Annotated in this window: 11 protein-coding genes; 4 read left to right on the forward strand and 7 right to left on the reverse strand. The window is 69.1% G+C overall.

The features are described from left to right. Nucleotides 1–36: 36 nt before the first annotated feature. The 4 genes from KEG57_RS29835 to KEG57_RS29850 all read right to left on the reverse strand — a co-directional run bounded on the left by KEG57_RS29835 (nucleotide 37) and on the right by KEG57_RS29850 (nucleotide 8,047). The gene (locus tag KEG57_RS29835) at nucleotides 37–2,481 is read right to left on the reverse strand and encodes an ATP-binding protein (RefSeq protein ID WP_272426757.1); all 2,445 of its coding nucleotides are present in this window, start codon (nucleotides 2,479–2,481) and stop codon (nucleotides 37–39) included. 11 nt (nucleotides 2,482–2,492) lie between these two features. Then, nucleotides 2,493–4,823 carry a tetratricopeptide repeat protein gene (locus KEG57_RS29840; protein WP_272426758.1) on the reverse strand — a complete coding sequence of 777 codons (2,331 nt, stop codon included), beginning with the start codon at nucleotides 4,821–4,823 and terminating at the stop codon, nucleotides 2,493–2,495. Further along, the gene (lon, locus tag KEG57_RS29845; protein WP_272426759.1) at nucleotides 4,820–7,219 is read right to left on the reverse strand and encodes an endopeptidase La; all 2,400 of its coding nucleotides are present in this window, start codon (nucleotides 7,217–7,219) and stop codon (nucleotides 4,820–4,822) included. Before lon ends, KEG57_RS29840 begins: the two co-directional genes overlap by 4 nt. A 66-nt stretch (nucleotides 7,220–7,285) precedes the next feature. Next, nucleotides 7,286–8,047: a nuclear transport factor 2 family protein gene (locus KEG57_RS29850; RefSeq protein WP_272426760.1), complete on the reverse strand. Its 762-nt coding sequence runs from the start codon at nucleotides 8,045–8,047 to the stop codon at nucleotides 7,286–7,288. Nucleotides 8,048–8,095: 48 nt separating this feature from the next. Between KEG57_RS29850 and hisB the strand changes: the two genes are divergently transcribed. Together hisB and hisH are read left to right on the forward strand one after the other, a co-directional pair. Further along, the gene (gene hisB / locus KEG57_RS29855; protein WP_272426761.1) at nucleotides 8,096–8,683 is read left to right on the forward strand and encodes an imidazoleglycerol-phosphate dehydratase HisB; all 588 of its coding nucleotides are present in this window, start codon (nucleotides 8,096–8,098) and stop codon (nucleotides 8,681–8,683) included. A 2-nt stretch (nucleotides 8,684–8,685) separates the two neighbouring features. Further along, entirely contained in the window at nucleotides 8,686–9,330 is a 645-nt protein-coding gene (hisH, locus tag KEG57_RS29860; protein ID WP_272426762.1) for an imidazole glycerol phosphate synthase subunit HisH, read from the forward strand. Between the two features lie 3 nt (nucleotides 9,331–9,333). Here the strand turns inward: hisH and KEG57_RS29865 are convergent, their stop codons facing one another. From KEG57_RS29865 to KEG57_RS29875, 3 genes are read right to left on the reverse strand one after another with little or no spacing between them, the layout of a single operon-like run. After that, nucleotides 9,334–9,762, reverse strand: coding sequence for a nuclear transport factor 2 family protein (locus KEG57_RS29865; RefSeq protein ID WP_272426763.1), 429 nt, complete (start codon nucleotides 9,760–9,762; stop codon nucleotides 9,334–9,336). A gap of 23 nt (nucleotides 9,763–9,785) precedes the next feature. Continuing rightward, entirely contained in the window at nucleotides 9,786–11,162 is a 1,377-nt protein-coding gene (locus KEG57_RS29870; protein WP_272426764.1) for a DUF1552 domain-containing protein, read from the reverse strand. Further along, entirely contained in the window at nucleotides 11,159–12,835 is a 1,677-nt protein-coding gene (locus KEG57_RS29875) for a DUF1592 domain-containing protein (protein ID WP_272426765.1), read from the reverse strand. Before KEG57_RS29875 ends, KEG57_RS29870 begins: the two co-directional genes overlap by 4 nt. A gap of 202 nt (nucleotides 12,836–13,037) precedes the next feature. On the opposite strand from KEG57_RS29875, the gene KEG57_RS29880 reads away from it, so the two are divergent. Both KEG57_RS29880 and KEG57_RS29885 read left to right on the forward strand, forming a co-directional pair. Next, nucleotides 13,038–14,414: a hypothetical protein gene (locus KEG57_RS29880; RefSeq protein WP_272426766.1), complete on the forward strand. Its 1,377-nt coding sequence runs from the start codon at nucleotides 13,038–13,040 to the stop codon at nucleotides 14,412–14,414. Nucleotides 14,415–14,421: 7 nt separating this feature from the next. Then, on the forward strand, nucleotides 14,422–14,946 hold the full coding sequence (locus tag KEG57_RS29885) for a hypothetical protein (protein ID WP_272426767.1): 525 nt from the start codon (nucleotides 14,422–14,424) through the stop codon (nucleotides 14,944–14,946). Nucleotides 14,947–15,017 lie beyond the last annotated feature (71 nt).

Below are 15,017 nucleotides of genomic sequence, written 5' to 3' on the forward strand. Positions count from 1 at the left end.
TCAGGAAAATGTAGCGGCGCGACAACCAGGCGCGGTTTACCGCCCTGCCCCGAGCGCCCGCCCGTGCCGCGTGACGACCTTCTGGATCACCGCGAGCGCATCCTCCGCGGAGAACGGCTTCTCCAGCACCGGCCGCCCCGACTCCGCGAGGAACCGCTCCACGTCGGCGCCGAAACCGACGCCCGTCATGAACACGAAACGCCTCGCGACCTCGGGTTTGTCCGCGGCGACCTTCTCGTAAAACGCCTCGCCGCTCATCCCGGGCATCCTGAGATCACAAAGGATCACGTCGAACCGCTGCGCCGACAGCGCCTCGAACGCGCCCTGCGCCCCGCCCGCCACCGAGACCTCGTGCACACGGCCGATCTCTTCCGCGAGCGCGCGCGCGAGCGGCGCCTCGTCCTCGACCACGAGCACACGCACGCCGCTCTTGATCGAGCGCGGCGGCGTCGACGGCATCGGTGGGATCGACGAGTCGCCCCTTCCTGCGGCAGGTAACACGATCACGAAGCGCGCGCCGCGCGGCGGATCTTCGCCCTCGATCGGGCTCTCGACGTAGATGCGGCCGCCGCTGCGCTCGATGATCTCGCGGCTGATCGAAAGCCCGAGGCCCGTGCCCGCGCCGGGCTCCTTCGTCGTGAAGAACGGATCCCAGATGCGATCGAGGATCTCCGGCGAGATCCCCACGCCCGTGTCCCGCACGTCGATCTCCACCGTGCGTGGATCCTCGCTGCGCGTCGTGACCGTGACGGCGGGCTCGCCGGGCGCATTGCGCGGGATCGCCTGCGCCGCGTTGACGAGCAGGTTCACGAGCACCTGCCCGAGCCGACCCTCGTCGATGATGACGGGCGGCACGTCGCCGAGGTCGCGGACGATCCGCGCGCGCTCGATGATCTGTCCCCGCGTGAGCGAGAGGGCACTCTCGACAGTGCGGTTCACGTCGACCGCGATGCGGCGCGTGCCGGCCGGCGCGCGGGCGAACATGCGGAGGTCGCGGACGATGTCGACGATACGCCGCGTGGAGTCGCGCAATTCGCCGAGCATGTGGCGCACTTGCTCGGAGACGGTGGGGCCGAGATCGACGCCGGGGCCGTCGAGCATGCGGGCCATCATGTCGAGGCCGAGCAGGATGAACGCGGCGGGGTTGTTGATCTCGTGCGCGACGCCGGCGGCGAGCGTGCCGAGCGTGGAGAGGCGATCGGCCTGGATGAGGCGCGTGCGCGCGGCGTGCTCGACGCTCACGTCCATGAAGAGGCCCTCGATCGCGACGACCTCGCCGCCCTTGCCGACGAGCGGGTAGATCGTGCCGCGCGCCGTGATCGCATGCGCGCCGCGGCGCGCGAGGCGGGCCTCGTACGGCGAGGAACGCATGCCCGCGCGGGCCCGGAGGACGGCCTCGTCGTACGCGGCGGCTCCCTCCTGATCGACGTGCACCCCGCACAGAAACCCGGGCGTCGCGAGCGCCTCGTCGAGCGGAACACCGAGCAAACGCTCGGCGCAGTGGTTCAGATAGACGAGCTCGAGTGTCCTCGGATCGAGCCGGAAGATCACGAGTGGGGCGTTGTCGAGCAGCGTGCGGTGCTGCTCTTCGAGCTCGCGGATGCGCGCGAGGTGCGCGACCACCTCACGCTCGCTCGCCTCCCACGCCGAGAGATCACGCAGAAGCGCGTGGCAGGCGACGAGCGGATCGTCCTCCACGGCCGTGATCGTCGCGGCCACGGGCAAACGTCGTGCTTCGCCTGCGGGCGTGCGCGTGACGAGCCCGAGGCGCGCGTCGGGCTGCGGCAAACCCACGGTCGGATCAGGCTCGGGATCGAGGAGCGATCCGATCTTCCGGCCGATGAGCTCCTCGCGCGTGTGGCCCGTGAGCGCGAGCGCGGCGGCGTTCGCGTCGGTCACGCGGCCGCTGCGATCCCAGGCGAGCATCGCGTCCCCCGAGGTGTCGAGGATCATCGCGAGCCTTCGCTCCCGCGCGGATCGGAGGGAACGCTCGATGCTCGCGCCGATGATGTCCCCGATCTCCTCGATGATGTCGACGGGCGCGCCGCGCGCGGCGCCCGGTTCCGCGAAGGTCACGGAGAACGAAGCGAGCGCGCGCTTGCCGTCCGGCGAGCGTACGGGCACGGCCACGTAGGACCGGTAGCCAACCTCGCCGACCGAACGCTCGATCTCGTTGCCGAGGCGCGTGTCGTCGCAGATGTACGGACGAACCTCGACGTAGACGCGCTGGTAGAAGTTCGGATCGAAGGGGATGCGGGCGCCGAAGCGGACGTTGCCGGGCAGGTTCGGATCGGCGTTGTCGGTGTAGAAGCGCTGGTAGCCCTCGTCGTCCGGCATGAGCACGGCGACGGAGGCAAACTTGATGTGCGCCGCGAGCGCGCGCGAGAGGTCCTCGAACGCCGCCGGCGCGAGCAGGCTCGGGTGACGAGCCGCCACGCGCAGCACGGCGTTGAGGACGACGAGTTTGTCCAGATCGGGCACCGATCCCTCCCTCATGGAAGCGCGCCCCCGGCCTTCGTGGCCTCGGGGACGGCCGGCGCGGGTGCGCCCGTGCAACGAGCATACAAGCTCGCCGCGGCCTCGCGGCGCGCGCGTGGCACATCTCTCCGCGCGACGTAGGCGAGCGTCATCCGTTCGGCGGTGGGACGATCTTCGAGCGCGCAGGCCGTGACCAGGCGAAGGCGCTCGGTCTCGGCGGCGACCCGGCCGATCACGAGGCGGCGCCCGAGCGCACGATCGAGCCGCCGGGCGGCCTCGGCGAAGTCGCCGCTGCCCACGTACGCGCGCGCGAGCAGGTAGTCGGGCAAACCGTCGTCCGGCGAGCTCGCGGCCCAGGCGCCGAGCTCCTCCGCGGCGCGCACCTTGTCGGGCCCGCGGCCCTTCGTGCCCACGAGCAGCGCGACGATCGCGTCCTTGCCGCGCGCGTTCTGCGCGGCTTCGAGCTTCACGTCGAGGGTGCGGAGCTGATCCTCTTCGACGGTGCGGGACATGACCTCGCGATAATGCACCATCGCGCGCTCGTGATCGCCGTCCGCGAGCGCGAGGTCGCCGAGCTCCTCCAGCGCGCGGTCCCGGACGTGGCGGGGAAAACGCGTGTCGTCGGCGATCGCCTGGAGCTCGGCCTTGCCGGCGTCGGGTTTGCCCAGCCGAACGAGGGCGCGTGCGATGGACACGCGCGCGCCGCTCTCGCCGGGATCGAGCGCGAGGGCCTCGCGGAGCGCCTCGATCACGCCTTCGTCGTCACCGCGGGCCCTCTGCTCCTCGGCGCGCTTGCGGCAGGCGTCGACCACGTGTGGGCATCGCCGGCCGAAGATCCCGGGCCGCTCGAAGCGCGCGCGCGCCTGGGCCGCGGCCGCCTCGGGGAGCACCACGCGATCGAGATCCTCGTGGAACGCACGTTCGAGCTCGTCCCAGCTCGCGCCCGTGATCTCGGGCAGCGATCCGCCGCCGTACCACGCGCGCACCGCCGCCGCGCCATAGCGTTCCTTGACGAACCCCACGAACGCGCCGCTCGCCGTGTACGCGACGCTGGAGTTTTCCCCGAGAAACCCGAGCGCGAAGAGGCGCGAGAGCTTGGGCAGCTTGCCGAGGTCCTTCATGGCCTTCGCCCACTCGCGGGCCGAGAGCGCGCCCTCGTGCGGCGAGGTCGCGACGGCGATGCCCTCGATGAGGCCGGGGTTCGGCAAGAGGCCGCCGAGGCTGCCGGCGATGCGGAAGGGTCCGCGGCCGAAGGATCCGGCCATCACGTGCGCGATCTCGTGGCCGAGCACGGGGTGCGGGTAGCCGTTCTGCTGGACGTAAACTTCGCTGCGCCAGGGCTTGGCGATGTAGGTGTCGGCCGCGCCCATGAGCGCGCCTTTTTGCGCGGGATCGGCGAAGAGGTACGCGGTGATCTTCGCGGGACCCTTCGTCTCCAGCCACGCCTCCTGCGCGACGACGTGCGCGGTGCAGTCGCGCGCGAAGCGGAGCGCGTCCTCGCGGGCCATGCCGCGCGGGTAGACGACGTCGCAACGCTCGCTCTCGACCTTGCCGCCGAGCGTCTCGGCGATGCTCGCAGGCGTGTGCCAGTGCCCGAGGCGATGACCGAAGAACGTCATCCCGAGGCTCGCCGCGGCCGCGAACACGCCGAGCACGAGCGCGCTCGGCCGGCTGATCGAACGGCGCGCGAGCTTCCCTTCGTCCGTGCGGTCGAGGTGCGCCGCGAGCACGGCGCCCGCGAGAAGCGTCGCAGCCGAGCCGACGCGGTACGCATAAAGCCCCGAAGCGTCGATGACCGTGTCGTAGAGGCTGCCGCTGAAGTAGCCGACGAACGGGTCGTACGCGAAGACCATCGGGCTCGTGTAGAAGCGGACGAGCGAGACACAGACGGACGCCGCGGGTGCCGCGAGCGCGAGTAGCACCGCCGCGAGCCGCCTTCGCTTCACGCGCCCCGCGATCTCGCCCGCCACCGCACCCCAGGCGCCCGCGAGCAGCGCGCCGACCCCAGGGCCGAGGGCGAACAGGACCGAGCCCGAGAGCGGATCACAAAACCCCGCGCGCAGGCCGTGGACGAGCGTGACGAGCCACGCGACGCCCGCGAAGAGCGCGCCCCGCGCGAGCCCCGAGGCAAACGCGTCGAACGGCGAAGGCCGCGCCTTGCTCGTTTCGAGCGCCGTCGTGATCGCCGCGATGCTCGGCACGACGAGGCCCGCGGCGAGCGCGCTCTCGTAGCCGGGCCCGTCGAACAGCGGCAAAAAGCCGATCGCGCCCACGAGCAGCACGACCGCCCCGATCCCGATCGAGGACGGCCGTGCGCTCCGCAGTCGTTCGAGGTGGTGTTTCACGCCTGAGGCGGCGGCGGCGTGCTCACGGTCGTTTGTCGCGGCGGTTCGAGCACGAGCGGGAGGATCTCATCCATCGCGTTGACGAGCGTCACCTTGACCTCGTCGAGGATGTCCTGCGGCACGTCTTCGAGGTCCTTGCGGTTCTTCGCCGGGATGATGACGTGCTTGATGCCGGCGCGGTGCGCGGCGAGCAGCTTCTCCTTCACGCCGCCCACGCTCATGATGCGGCCGCGCAGCGAGATCTCGCCCGTCATCGCGACGTCCGAGCGCACCGGGCAGCCGAGCAGGAGCGAGCAGACCGCGGTGAACATCGTCACGCCCGCGCTCGGCCCGTCCTTCGGCGTGCCGTGCTTCGGGATGTGCACGTGCAGGTCGATGTTCTTCAGCCACTCGGGATCGAGGTGCAGCTCGCCGGCCTTGCTGCGGACGAAGGAGACGGCCGTGGTGGCGGACTCCTGCATCACGTTCTTCATGTTGCCGGTGAGCACGACGTTGCCCTTGCCGGGCATCTTCGTGGCCTCGATGAAGAGGATCTCGCCGCCCGTCGGCGTCCACGCGAGGCCCGTGGCGACGCCGGGATCGAGGTTCCGCTCCGCGATCTCGGGACGATGCTTGTGCGGTCCCAGGACCTTCTCGACATGCTCGGGCGAGACGACCTCGAGCACCGCGTTGCCCTCGGCGAGCTTGACCGCCGTGGCCCGACAAACCGCCGCGATCTCGCGCTCGAGCCCGCGCACGCCGGCCTCGCGCGTGTAGTGATCGATCAGCGTGGCGATGCCGGGCTCGGTGAACTCGAGCCGCTCGTCCGTGAGGCCGTGCGCCGAGAGCTGCTTCGGCACGAGGAACTCGCGCGCGATGCCGAGTTTGTCCGTGCGCGTGTAGCCCGGAACCTCGATGACCTCCATGCGGTCGAAGAGCGCCGGCGGGATCGTGTCGCGGTTGTTCGCCGTGGCCAGGAACATCACCTGCGACAGGTCGAACGGCATGTCGAGGTAGTGATCCTGGAACGTCGAGTTCTGCTCGGGATCCAGCACCTCGAGCAGCGCCGCCGCCGGATCGCCGCGCAGGTCGACGCCCATCTTGTCGACCTCGTCGAGGACGAGCACCGGGTTCTTCGTGCCGGCCTTCTTCAGCGCCTGCAGGATGCGGCCCGGCAAGGCGCCGACGTACGTGCGGCGATGGCCGCGGATCTCGGCCTCGTCGCGCACGCCGCCGAGCGCGATGCGCTCGTACTGCCGACCCATCGCGCGGGCGATCGAGCGGCCGAGCGAGGTCTTGCCGACGCCGGGCGGCCCGATGAAGAGCAGGATCGGGCCCTTCTTATCGGCCCGGAGCTGCCGGATCGCGGCGTACTCGACGATGCGCTTCTTCACCTTCTCGAGGCCCATGTGGTCCTCGTCGAGGCAACGGCGCACCTCCTGCACGCTGATGCGATCGACCGTCGTCTTCGACCACGGCAGATCCGCGATCCACTCGACGTACGTCCGCGTGACGTTGTACTCGGCCGACTGCTGCGCCATCGAGCGCATACGGCCGAGCTGCTTCTTCACGACCTTCTCGACCTCGGTCGGGACCTTCGCGCGGCGCACCCGCTCGCGCAGCTCCTCGATCTCGTCGTCCTCGCCCGCCTCGCCGAGCTCCTCGCGGATGCTCTTCATCTGCTGGCGCAGGATGTACTCGCGCTGGCTCTTGCCCATCTCCTCCTGGACCATGGAGGAGATCTCCTTCTTCACGCGCAGCACCTCGAGCTGGCGGCCGACCATCGCGAGCACGAGCCGCACGCGGGCCTTCACGTCGAAAGCTTCGAGGATCTCCTGCTTGTCCGCGACGGACGCCTGCGCCTGCGGGAAGTTCGAGGCGATGAGGTCGGCGAGCGCGCCGGGCTCGCGGACGTTGTCGAGGATGCCCGCCGTGTCGCGCGGCAGGTTCGGCATGAGCTGCAGGACCTCGCGCGTCGCCTCGCGCAGACCCGTGCCGAGCGCGTCGAGCTCGACATCGCGGACGAGCGACTCGGGGATGCGCTCGATCTTCGCGCGCATGTACGGCTCGAGCGCGACGATGTTCTTCACGCGGAACCGGCCGAGCCCGTTCAGGACGACGGAGTAGTTGCTCGGTCCGAGGCGGATCACCTTCACGACCCGCGCGATCGTCCCGACCGTGTAGAGCTCCTTGAACGTGGGCTCGTCGATCTCGGGCGAACGCTGACTGATGACGCCGACCAGGGCCCGCTCACGTCCGAGGAGATCCTCGACGAGCCGGACGCTCCGAGGACGTCCGACGTTGATCGGGACCACCGACATCGGAAACAATACGGAATTCCGCAGCGGGAGGATCGGGACGCTATCCTCACCCGAGGAAGAGGGTGGTCGAGAGGGGGGCGCGCCGTTCGAGGCCATACGCGCGACACCCTAGTACATTTTTTGCGGACCTGCTCGTAACGCGCAGGTCCGTTGCGGGCCGCGTCAGAAGTCGCGAATTTTCCAGAGCCCGTGCTCGCGGATCAAAGCGACCGTACCGCCGGCGCCGTAGGACATCGATGCGCTGTCCCCGGTCTCCTCGATGACGGCCGTCGGGAGCGCGGTGCGAATGGCCTGGACGATGCGGTTGATCTGGTCCTTCTGCGGGCCTTCCCAGGCCGTGCGGAGTTTTTCCGCTGTGAGCTCCGTGCCGGTCGTCTTCTGCGCGGGCGCGGCGGTTTTTCCGGCCGGCGCGTTCTCGGCGGGCGCGGCGGGCGCGGGCTCTTCGCCGAGCGTGATGCCTTCTTTTTCGGCGTCGGGGACGTAGCGGAGGATGACGTCGTACCGCTTGCGCTCGAAGGCCCGCAAGAAGCCCGCGAGGGCCTGGCGCGGCGTGGCCTGGCTGTAGAGGTCGATCGCGGCGGCGTCGATGCGCCATTTGCCGTCCTCGTAGACGAGGAGCAGCTCGTCGCCGTTCGGCAAGCTCACGGTCGCCGTGACGAGCGGATCACTCGCGGGACGCGAGACGGCGCGGGCGATCTCGATGACTTCGTCCGGGCTCTCCTTCACCGCGCGGCGAAACGCTTCGAGGGACATCGAGCGCTTGGCGTCGTCGGAGAGCAGGCGGTAGGCGTCGTCCACGCGGCCTTCTTCGAGGGCGCGCGCGTAGGCGCGGAGCGTGTCGCTCGGCCCTTGCTGGACGAGGGTGCTCGGGCTGCAGGCGGCGCCAAGGAGCGCGAAGGCGACGAGCCAGGCGGAGAGCTTCACGAGGCGGGCATAACACATCTACGGACGAAAGGAGCTAGGATGCCCGCCATGCCGCGCGTTGCTCGGGTGGAACGAGTCACCCACGAGACCCGCATCGCCGTCGAGATCGATCTGGACGGCACCGGAAAAAGCCGCATCTCGACGCCGCTGCCGTTCCTCTCGCACATGCTCGATCAGATCGCGCGGCACGGGCTCTTCGACCTGACCGTGGAGGCGCAGGGAGACGTGGAGATCGACGGGCACCACACGACCGAGGATCTCGGGATCGTGCTCGGCTCGGCCGTCGCGCAGGCGCTCGGGGACAAGGCCGGGATCGCTCGGTACGGCGAGGCGACGTTGCCGATGGACGAGGCGCTCGTGACGTGCGCGCTCGATCTCTCGGGTCGAGCGTATTTCGTGTTTCGCGTGCCGCTCCCGAAGGCGAAGGTCGGGACGTTCGACGTGGAGCTCGTCCCGGTGTTTTTCGAAGCGTTCGCCCGGTCGGCACAGTGCAACTTGCACCTCAAAATGCACGAGGGCGAGAACCTGCACCACATCATCGAGATCAGCTTCAAAGCCTTCGCGAAGGCACTGATGCGAGCGACGCGGATCGATCCACGCGTGGCCGGGGTGCCTTCGACGAAGGGGAGCCTCTAGCCATGGCGCGCGTCGTGGTCGTGGATCTCGGAATGGGAAACCTGCGCAGCGTGGAGCGGGCGATCACGCGCGCGGCCGAGGATCGCGGCGTGGCAAGCGAGGTCGTTCGCAGCGGGCGGCCCGAGGACGTGCTCGGCGCGGACAAGATCGTGGTGCCCGGGCAGGGCGCGTTCCGCGATTGCGCGGCGGCACTCGCGGGTGAGCTCGGGGAGGCGCTGCGGGAGGCGGTTCGCCAGGGGAAACCGTATCTCGGCATTTGCTTGGGGCTGCAAGCGCTGTTCGAGACGAGCGAGGAGGCGCCGGGGGCCGCGGGGCTCGGGGTGTTCCGCGGCGCGGTGCGGAGGCTCGATCCGGGAGCGGGCGCGGACGTGGTGAAGATCCCCCACATCGGGTGGAATCGGCTGGAAATGAAGCACGCGCCCGAAGGCGCGCTCGCCGCGTGGGGATCAGAGACGCCGCACGTGTACTTCGTGCACAGCTATCACGCGGTGCCGGAGGATCCGTCGATCGTGGTGGCGACCGTGACCCACGGGCCGAACGTGGTCACGGCGGCCGTCGCGCGGGACAACGTGACGGCCGTGCAATTCCACCCCGAAAAGAGCCAGGGCGCGGGGCTCGTGCTGCTCGGGGCATTCGTCGCGGCGTAACGATTACCGCTCGAAGAGCATTGCGGTGAGCAGCGGGTAGAGCTTCCGCACGCCGGGAACGCTCGCGGCCACGGACGAGAGCACGTCCCAGTGATCGCGGTGGTAGACGACGACGCCGCTCTCCGAGCGGAACTCGCTCACGCCGGGCGCCGTGATCGTGACGCCGAACGGGCCCTCGATCGTCGCGGTCCACGACAGCATGAAATGGGGCTCTTGGCCGACGAGCGCGAGGTCGTCGAACCGCATTTCACGAAGGCGCTTGAAGAGGTTCTCGTTGATGCGCAGGAAGCGGTCCTTGCCCGTGACGTCGTTGAAGGGATCCACGAAGCGGACGTCGGGCGCGTAGATCGCGTCGAGGTCCGCGAGGACCTTCTCGCGGCGGATGTGGTAGGTGGCGAAGAGCGTGAGGATGCGCTCGGGCAGCGTGGGCATGCTGCCCGATATAGCATTTGCGCTTACGCGATGATCTCGGTGAGCAAGCCTTTCGGCAGCTCGGGGTCGCCGAAATCGTCGAGCGGGCCTCCCTCGGCATTCTTGCAGCCGAGGGCCGCGCCGATCGTGCTGAGGAGGCGGCCGTTGTGCACGCCGTTCACGTCGACGTACTGGCCCGTCTTCAGGTAGCCGTTCGCGCCGCCCACGAGGACGTACGGGACGTCGTTGTACGAGTGGTACTTGTTCGCCAGATCGTTCAGCCAGACCGCGACGCCGAAATCGAGGAGCGATCCGGAGCCGAAATCGTAGGCCGCGAGCTTGTCGAGCAGGTACTTGAACAGGCGCGCGTGGATACGGTCGATCTCGTGGTGCAAGAGGTACGCGCCCTCGATCGGCGGGCCCTCGGAGCCGTCGCTGTCGATGCGGTGCGAGATCTTGTGGAAGCTCTTCTGCCGGACGCCGTTGATGTAATACTCGGTGCTGTCGTTGCCATCGCCGATCTGGAGCGTCACGGCGCGCGTCGTGCCGCACGCCATCGCGAGCGCGATGATGTCCATCTGCATCCGCGCGACCTTCTCCAGGTTGTCGTTCGAGCGCGCGTCCGGGCTCATCGCCTCCATCGCCGCGACCTCTTCCTTCGTGAGCGCGCACTGGAGCCCGACCTCGAGGTCGCGGATCGACTGGAAATGCAGGTCCAATCGATCACGGTCGGCCTTGCCGAGATCGCCGCGCGTCATGAGCGATTGCATCTGCTCGCGCACGAGGTCGTTCACGCTCTTGCGTTGCGCGGCGAGCCTCTTCAGGACCTCGGGGTCGAGATTCGAGAGGCCGAACAGCGCCTGGTAGGCGTTGATCGGGTTGTGCTCGGCCGCGCGGATGACTTTCGCGTCGCGGTACGAGAGCACCTCGTTGATGTAGCCGGCCTTCTTGCCCGCATAAAGCGTGAGGGGCTCGACGCCCGCGGCGTTGAGCTCGCGCGCGATGCGGTTGTCGATCGACTCGCCCATCGACAGCGATTCGTTGCCGACCGGGTCCGTGGAGACCTTCTGCGCCGTGAGGCACTGGTTGCCGCCGCCGGAGTGGCCGCAGCCGTTGCCCGGGAACGCGAAGTTGATGCCCTTCACCAGGAGGAGGCGCGAGGCATACGCGCTGAGCTCGCTGACCGCGCGATCACTCTCGGCGTTCATCGACTCGGTCGTGAGCGCGCCGGTTTGGCTCGGCCAGAACATCTCCGGCTCGTCGTTCGTCTGCTGCACGACGCCGTTCGCCTGGCGCATGAAGATCGCGAACGGAGGCACGTCGCCCGGACCGGCCTCGGCCTTGCGCGGCGAGAAGCTCTCCAGGAACGGGAGCGTGAGGGAGACGCCGAAAAGACCTCGAAGAAAATGACGGCGATTCATGGCGCGACCTCCACGGGGCGGCGGGTCGAGAAGGCGTCGGAGGAGACGAGTTCGAGCAGGAGGTCCTTGACGGACATGCCGGTGCGCGAGGCCTCGCCGAGCTTCGTGATGAGCGCGGCGTCCTCGACCTCGGCGTCCCTGCCGTAGGCGAACTCGAGCCAGTTCTTCGCGAAGCACTCGTTCGCCTCGCGGCTCTCCGCGAGCAATTGGCTCCACGAGATGGCGTCGCTGAACGTCGCCATCCCGCCGCCGATCGGATACGCATCCGCGGCGTTGACCGGGAAGCCGTTGTCCTCGGACCGATAGCGGCCGATCGCGTCGTAGTTCTCGAACGCGAAGCCGGCCGGGTTGATGAGCGTGCCGTGGCACGAAGCGCCGCACGTGCCCTTGCCCGTGTGGGCGGCGACGATCTCGCGCGTGGTCTTGCCCTCCACGGGCGGGAGCGGCGGGACGTTGTTCGGCGGCGGCGGCAAACGCGCGCAGAGGACACGCAGGTTCACGAAGACGCCGCGGTGGATCGGATCGGACGCGCGGGCCGTGCCGTTCGCCGCGAGGAAGCCGGCGCGCGTGAGGATGCCGCTGCGTTTCTCCTTGTCGAGCTCGACCTTGCCGAACTCGGCGCCGTTCGGGGCTTCGACCTCGTAGATGGGCGCGAGTCTGTCGTTCAGGAACGCGGTGCGCGAGGTGAGCAGCTCGTGGAAGCCGCCCTCCTGCTCGAAGACCACGTCCTCGACGAAGAGCTCGGCCTCGCGAATGAGGTCCTGGCCGATCTCGGGGACGAACTCGGGGAAGACGGCCGGATCCTTGTAGAGATCACCGAACTTCCGCCAGTCGAAGAGCTGGCTGTGGAACGAGAGGATGACCGCGCGCGCCTGCGGATCCGCAAGCATGCGCTCGGCATGGGCGCGCAGGCCCTCCTTCGTGTCGAGCTCGCCCGCTGCGGCGGCCTCGAAGAGGACGTCGTCGGGCATCGTGTTCCAGAGGAGGTACGAGAGCCTCGAGGCAAGCTCGTAGGCGGCGAGCGGGATGAGGCCATCGGGGCGCGGTTTGCGCGTGCCCTCGACGCGGTAGATGAAATGCGGCGACTGGAAGAAGGCCGAGAGGACGTGCTCGACGCCGGCGAGGAAGGGATCGCCGTCGATGAGGGACGGGGCCTCGTTGAAGAGCGCGACGTGTGTGTCGATCTCCTGGGCCGTGAGGGGGCGGCGATACGCGCGTTTGCCGACGGTCTCGATGAAGGCGCGGGCGCGGGCCTCATTTCCTTGTCCCTCGTCGGCCGGCACGAGCGCCGCGACCTTCGCGGGATCCGAGACGACCAGGGCCGCGAGCTCCTCGGCGGCGCGCTGGTAATCGGCCCACAGGTTCGGCGTGACGGAAAGAACGACCTCGTTGTTGTCGAAGACGCCGCCGAGCGGATCTCCGGTGAACGACGCCGAAAATCCCGGGCGCTCTTCGAGGCGCAATACATCACGCACAGAGTTTTCCCATTGCGCATGGGTCAAGCGCGGGAAGGCGCTGCGCTCGGGAACCGATTGAACGGCTGCTTGATCATCCGTCGAACCGCCGATCGTCCCGACGCACGAGGGCAAGAGACAAGCGAGGACGAGCGCTCCGGCGCGTAGAAGCGTCGGAATGCGGCGCATGACGGAGGAAGGGGCGCTAAGAGTCTCCATGCCGGCCACCTCCAGGGCTTTGGCAATCACGGTGGTATGCCGGGTGTCCACGCGCGTCAACGCGCAATCACGGCTTCCGATCCAAGGGACCGCCGATTCCTTTGGAGCCCACACGAATTTCGCAATGGCATGGTATTTTGGTGCCGAGGGTGGTCCTGCGGAGGGCTTTACCCCCGGGCAGGGGCCCCTGTAGGCTCACGCCGTGCTTTTGATGAACGCGGTGCCGCGAAGGGCGGCGAATCGCTCGCGATCCACGCGAGCGGCGGCGTGGGCCTTCGCGCTTTCGACGCGCCTCGCGGCGCCAGTCCTGGGCTTCGTTCTGGCGAGCGCGCCGGCTTCAGCGTCAGCCGCGGAACCAGCGGCGAAGAAGGTGCTGGCCGTGCACGTGGAGGGCCAGGACGCAGACGCGGTGCGCGAGGCCATCGAGGCCACGCTGCCCGATCGGATCGTCGTGGCCCCGACGAAGGAGTTCGCGGCGGCGCTGAAGAAGGCAGGCCAGTCGAAGCCACTCGGCGCCGCGATGACGAACCCGAAGCAACGCGACAGGCTCGTGCCGCGCGTGCAGCAAGCGGCGTCGATCATCGACGCGGGCGCGGTGCTCGTGGGCATCGTGCAGAAGGTGCGCGGCGAGAAACGCGTGCACCTCGTCTGGGTGAACGCGGAGGACGACGCGACGCCCGTCGACGAGGCGGTGTCGCTCAAGGGTTCCGAGGACGAGCAGAAGAAGGCGATCGCCAAGGCGATCACGAACGCGGTCGAGACGTACGCGCCGGCGCCGCCGCCCGAGCCCGAGGAGACAACGCCGCCTCCGCCCGACGAGACGAAGCCGAAGGAGGAGGCGCCTTCGGGCCGCGTGCGGCATCAAGCGGGATCGTCGATCGTGTCGGCGGAGGTCGGCTTCGAGCTCGGCGGGCGCGTGTTCACGTACTCGGACGGGATCTCGGGGAACCTGCGGCGCTACGACGTGTACGCCGCGCCCGTGGCAGCCGTGCAAGTCGAGGTGTTCCCAGCGGCGATGACGACGATTCCCGTGCTGCGCGATCTCGGGATCTCGGCGGGCTACGCGCGCGCGTTCGGGCTGCAATCCGCGACGGAAGGCGGCGATCCGGTGGACACGGTCTACCAGCGGATCACGGCGGCGCTGAAGTACCGGATCCCGCTCTCGCGGCCGACGGGGCCCGTGATCGGCGTGCTCGGCGGGGTCCGGTGGCAGACGTTCCAGATCGACGCACCCGGCGCGCTCAGCAATCAGGTGGCAAGCGTGGACTACCTGGCGATTCGCGCGGGCGTCGACGGATGGATCCCGATCGGGCCGGTCGCGGCGATCCTCGGGTTCGAGTGGCTCGAGCCGCTCACGACGGGCGCGGTGTACGATCGGTTCTCGGGCCCGAAGGTGCATGGGATCACGGCGGCGGCGGGGCTCGCCGTGCGCTTCGAGTCGGGGCTGCAGATCCGGCTCACGGGCCACTACGATCGGTTCTTCTCGGACTTCGATCCCGTGCTCGGCGACGCGTACGTGGCGGGCGGCGCGCTCGACCAGTATTTCGGTGTCCGGCTCGGCCTGGCCTACATGGATTGAGGAGACGATGATGAACGCGCGCTTCCTTCGTATCTGCGTCGTGGCGCTCTCCGCGCCTCTCGTCGTCGCATTCGCGGCTGGTTGTCCAGGCACGTTGACCGAGGAGGAGAAGGCGATCTTCCAGGGCGGCGGCGCTTGCCCAGACGTGCCCGCGATGCTCGCCGCGAAGTGCGGCACGGCGAACTGCCACGCGTCCGGCTCGACGACGGTGGACCTCGCCTCGCCGAACCTGGAGTCGCGGCTCGTGAGTGTCGCGGGGACCGAGTCGTGCGGGAGTGTGATCCTGGCGAACCCAATCGATGCGGCGGGCAGCCTGATCTACGCGAAGCTCCTAGATCCGCCGCCGTGCGGACTGAAGATGCCGCTCGGCGGGTCGATGAGCGATCTCGAGATCAACTGCGTGAAGCTCTGGATCGAGAGCCTCGATCCAAACGCGGGCCCCGGCTCGGGCGGCATGGGCGGCATGGGCGGCGCCGGTGGCATGGGCGGCGCCGGCGGTATGGGCGGCGGCATGGGCGGCGCCGGCGGGTGAAGCCCCCTTTCGCCCGGGGTCGACCCCCGGCGAAGGTAAGGGAGGACCACCTTCGCCCGGGGTCGACCCCC

This window comes from Polyangium jinanense (assembly GCF_028435365.1).

Coding starts and splice junctions, on each gene's coding strand:
- KEG57_RS29870 (WP_272426764.1), bottom strand. CDS start 11,162: ATGAATCGCCGTCATTTTCTTCGAGGTCTTTTCGGCGTCTCCCTCACG.
- KEG57_RS29875 (WP_272426765.1), bottom strand. CDS start 12,835: ATGGAGACTCTTAGCGCCCCTTCCTCCGTCATGCGCCGCATTCCGACG.
- KEG57_RS29865 (WP_272426763.1), bottom strand. CDS start 9,762: ATGCCCACGCTGCCCGAGCGCATCCTCACGCTCTTCGCCACCTACCAC.
- hisH (WP_272426762.1), top strand. CDS start 8,686: ATGGCGCGCGTCGTGGTCGTGGATCTCGGAATGGGAAACCTGCGCAGC.
- KEG57_RS29885 (WP_272426767.1), top strand. CDS start 14,422: ATGATGAACGCGCGCTTCCTTCGTATCTGCGTCGTGGCGCTCTCCGCG.
- lon (WP_272426759.1), bottom strand. CDS start 7,219: ATGGCCTCGAACGGCGCGCCCCCCTCTCGACCACCCTCTTCCTCGGGT.
- hisB (WP_272426761.1), top strand. CDS start 8,096: ATGCCGCGCGTTGCTCGGGTGGAACGAGTCACCCACGAGACCCGCATC.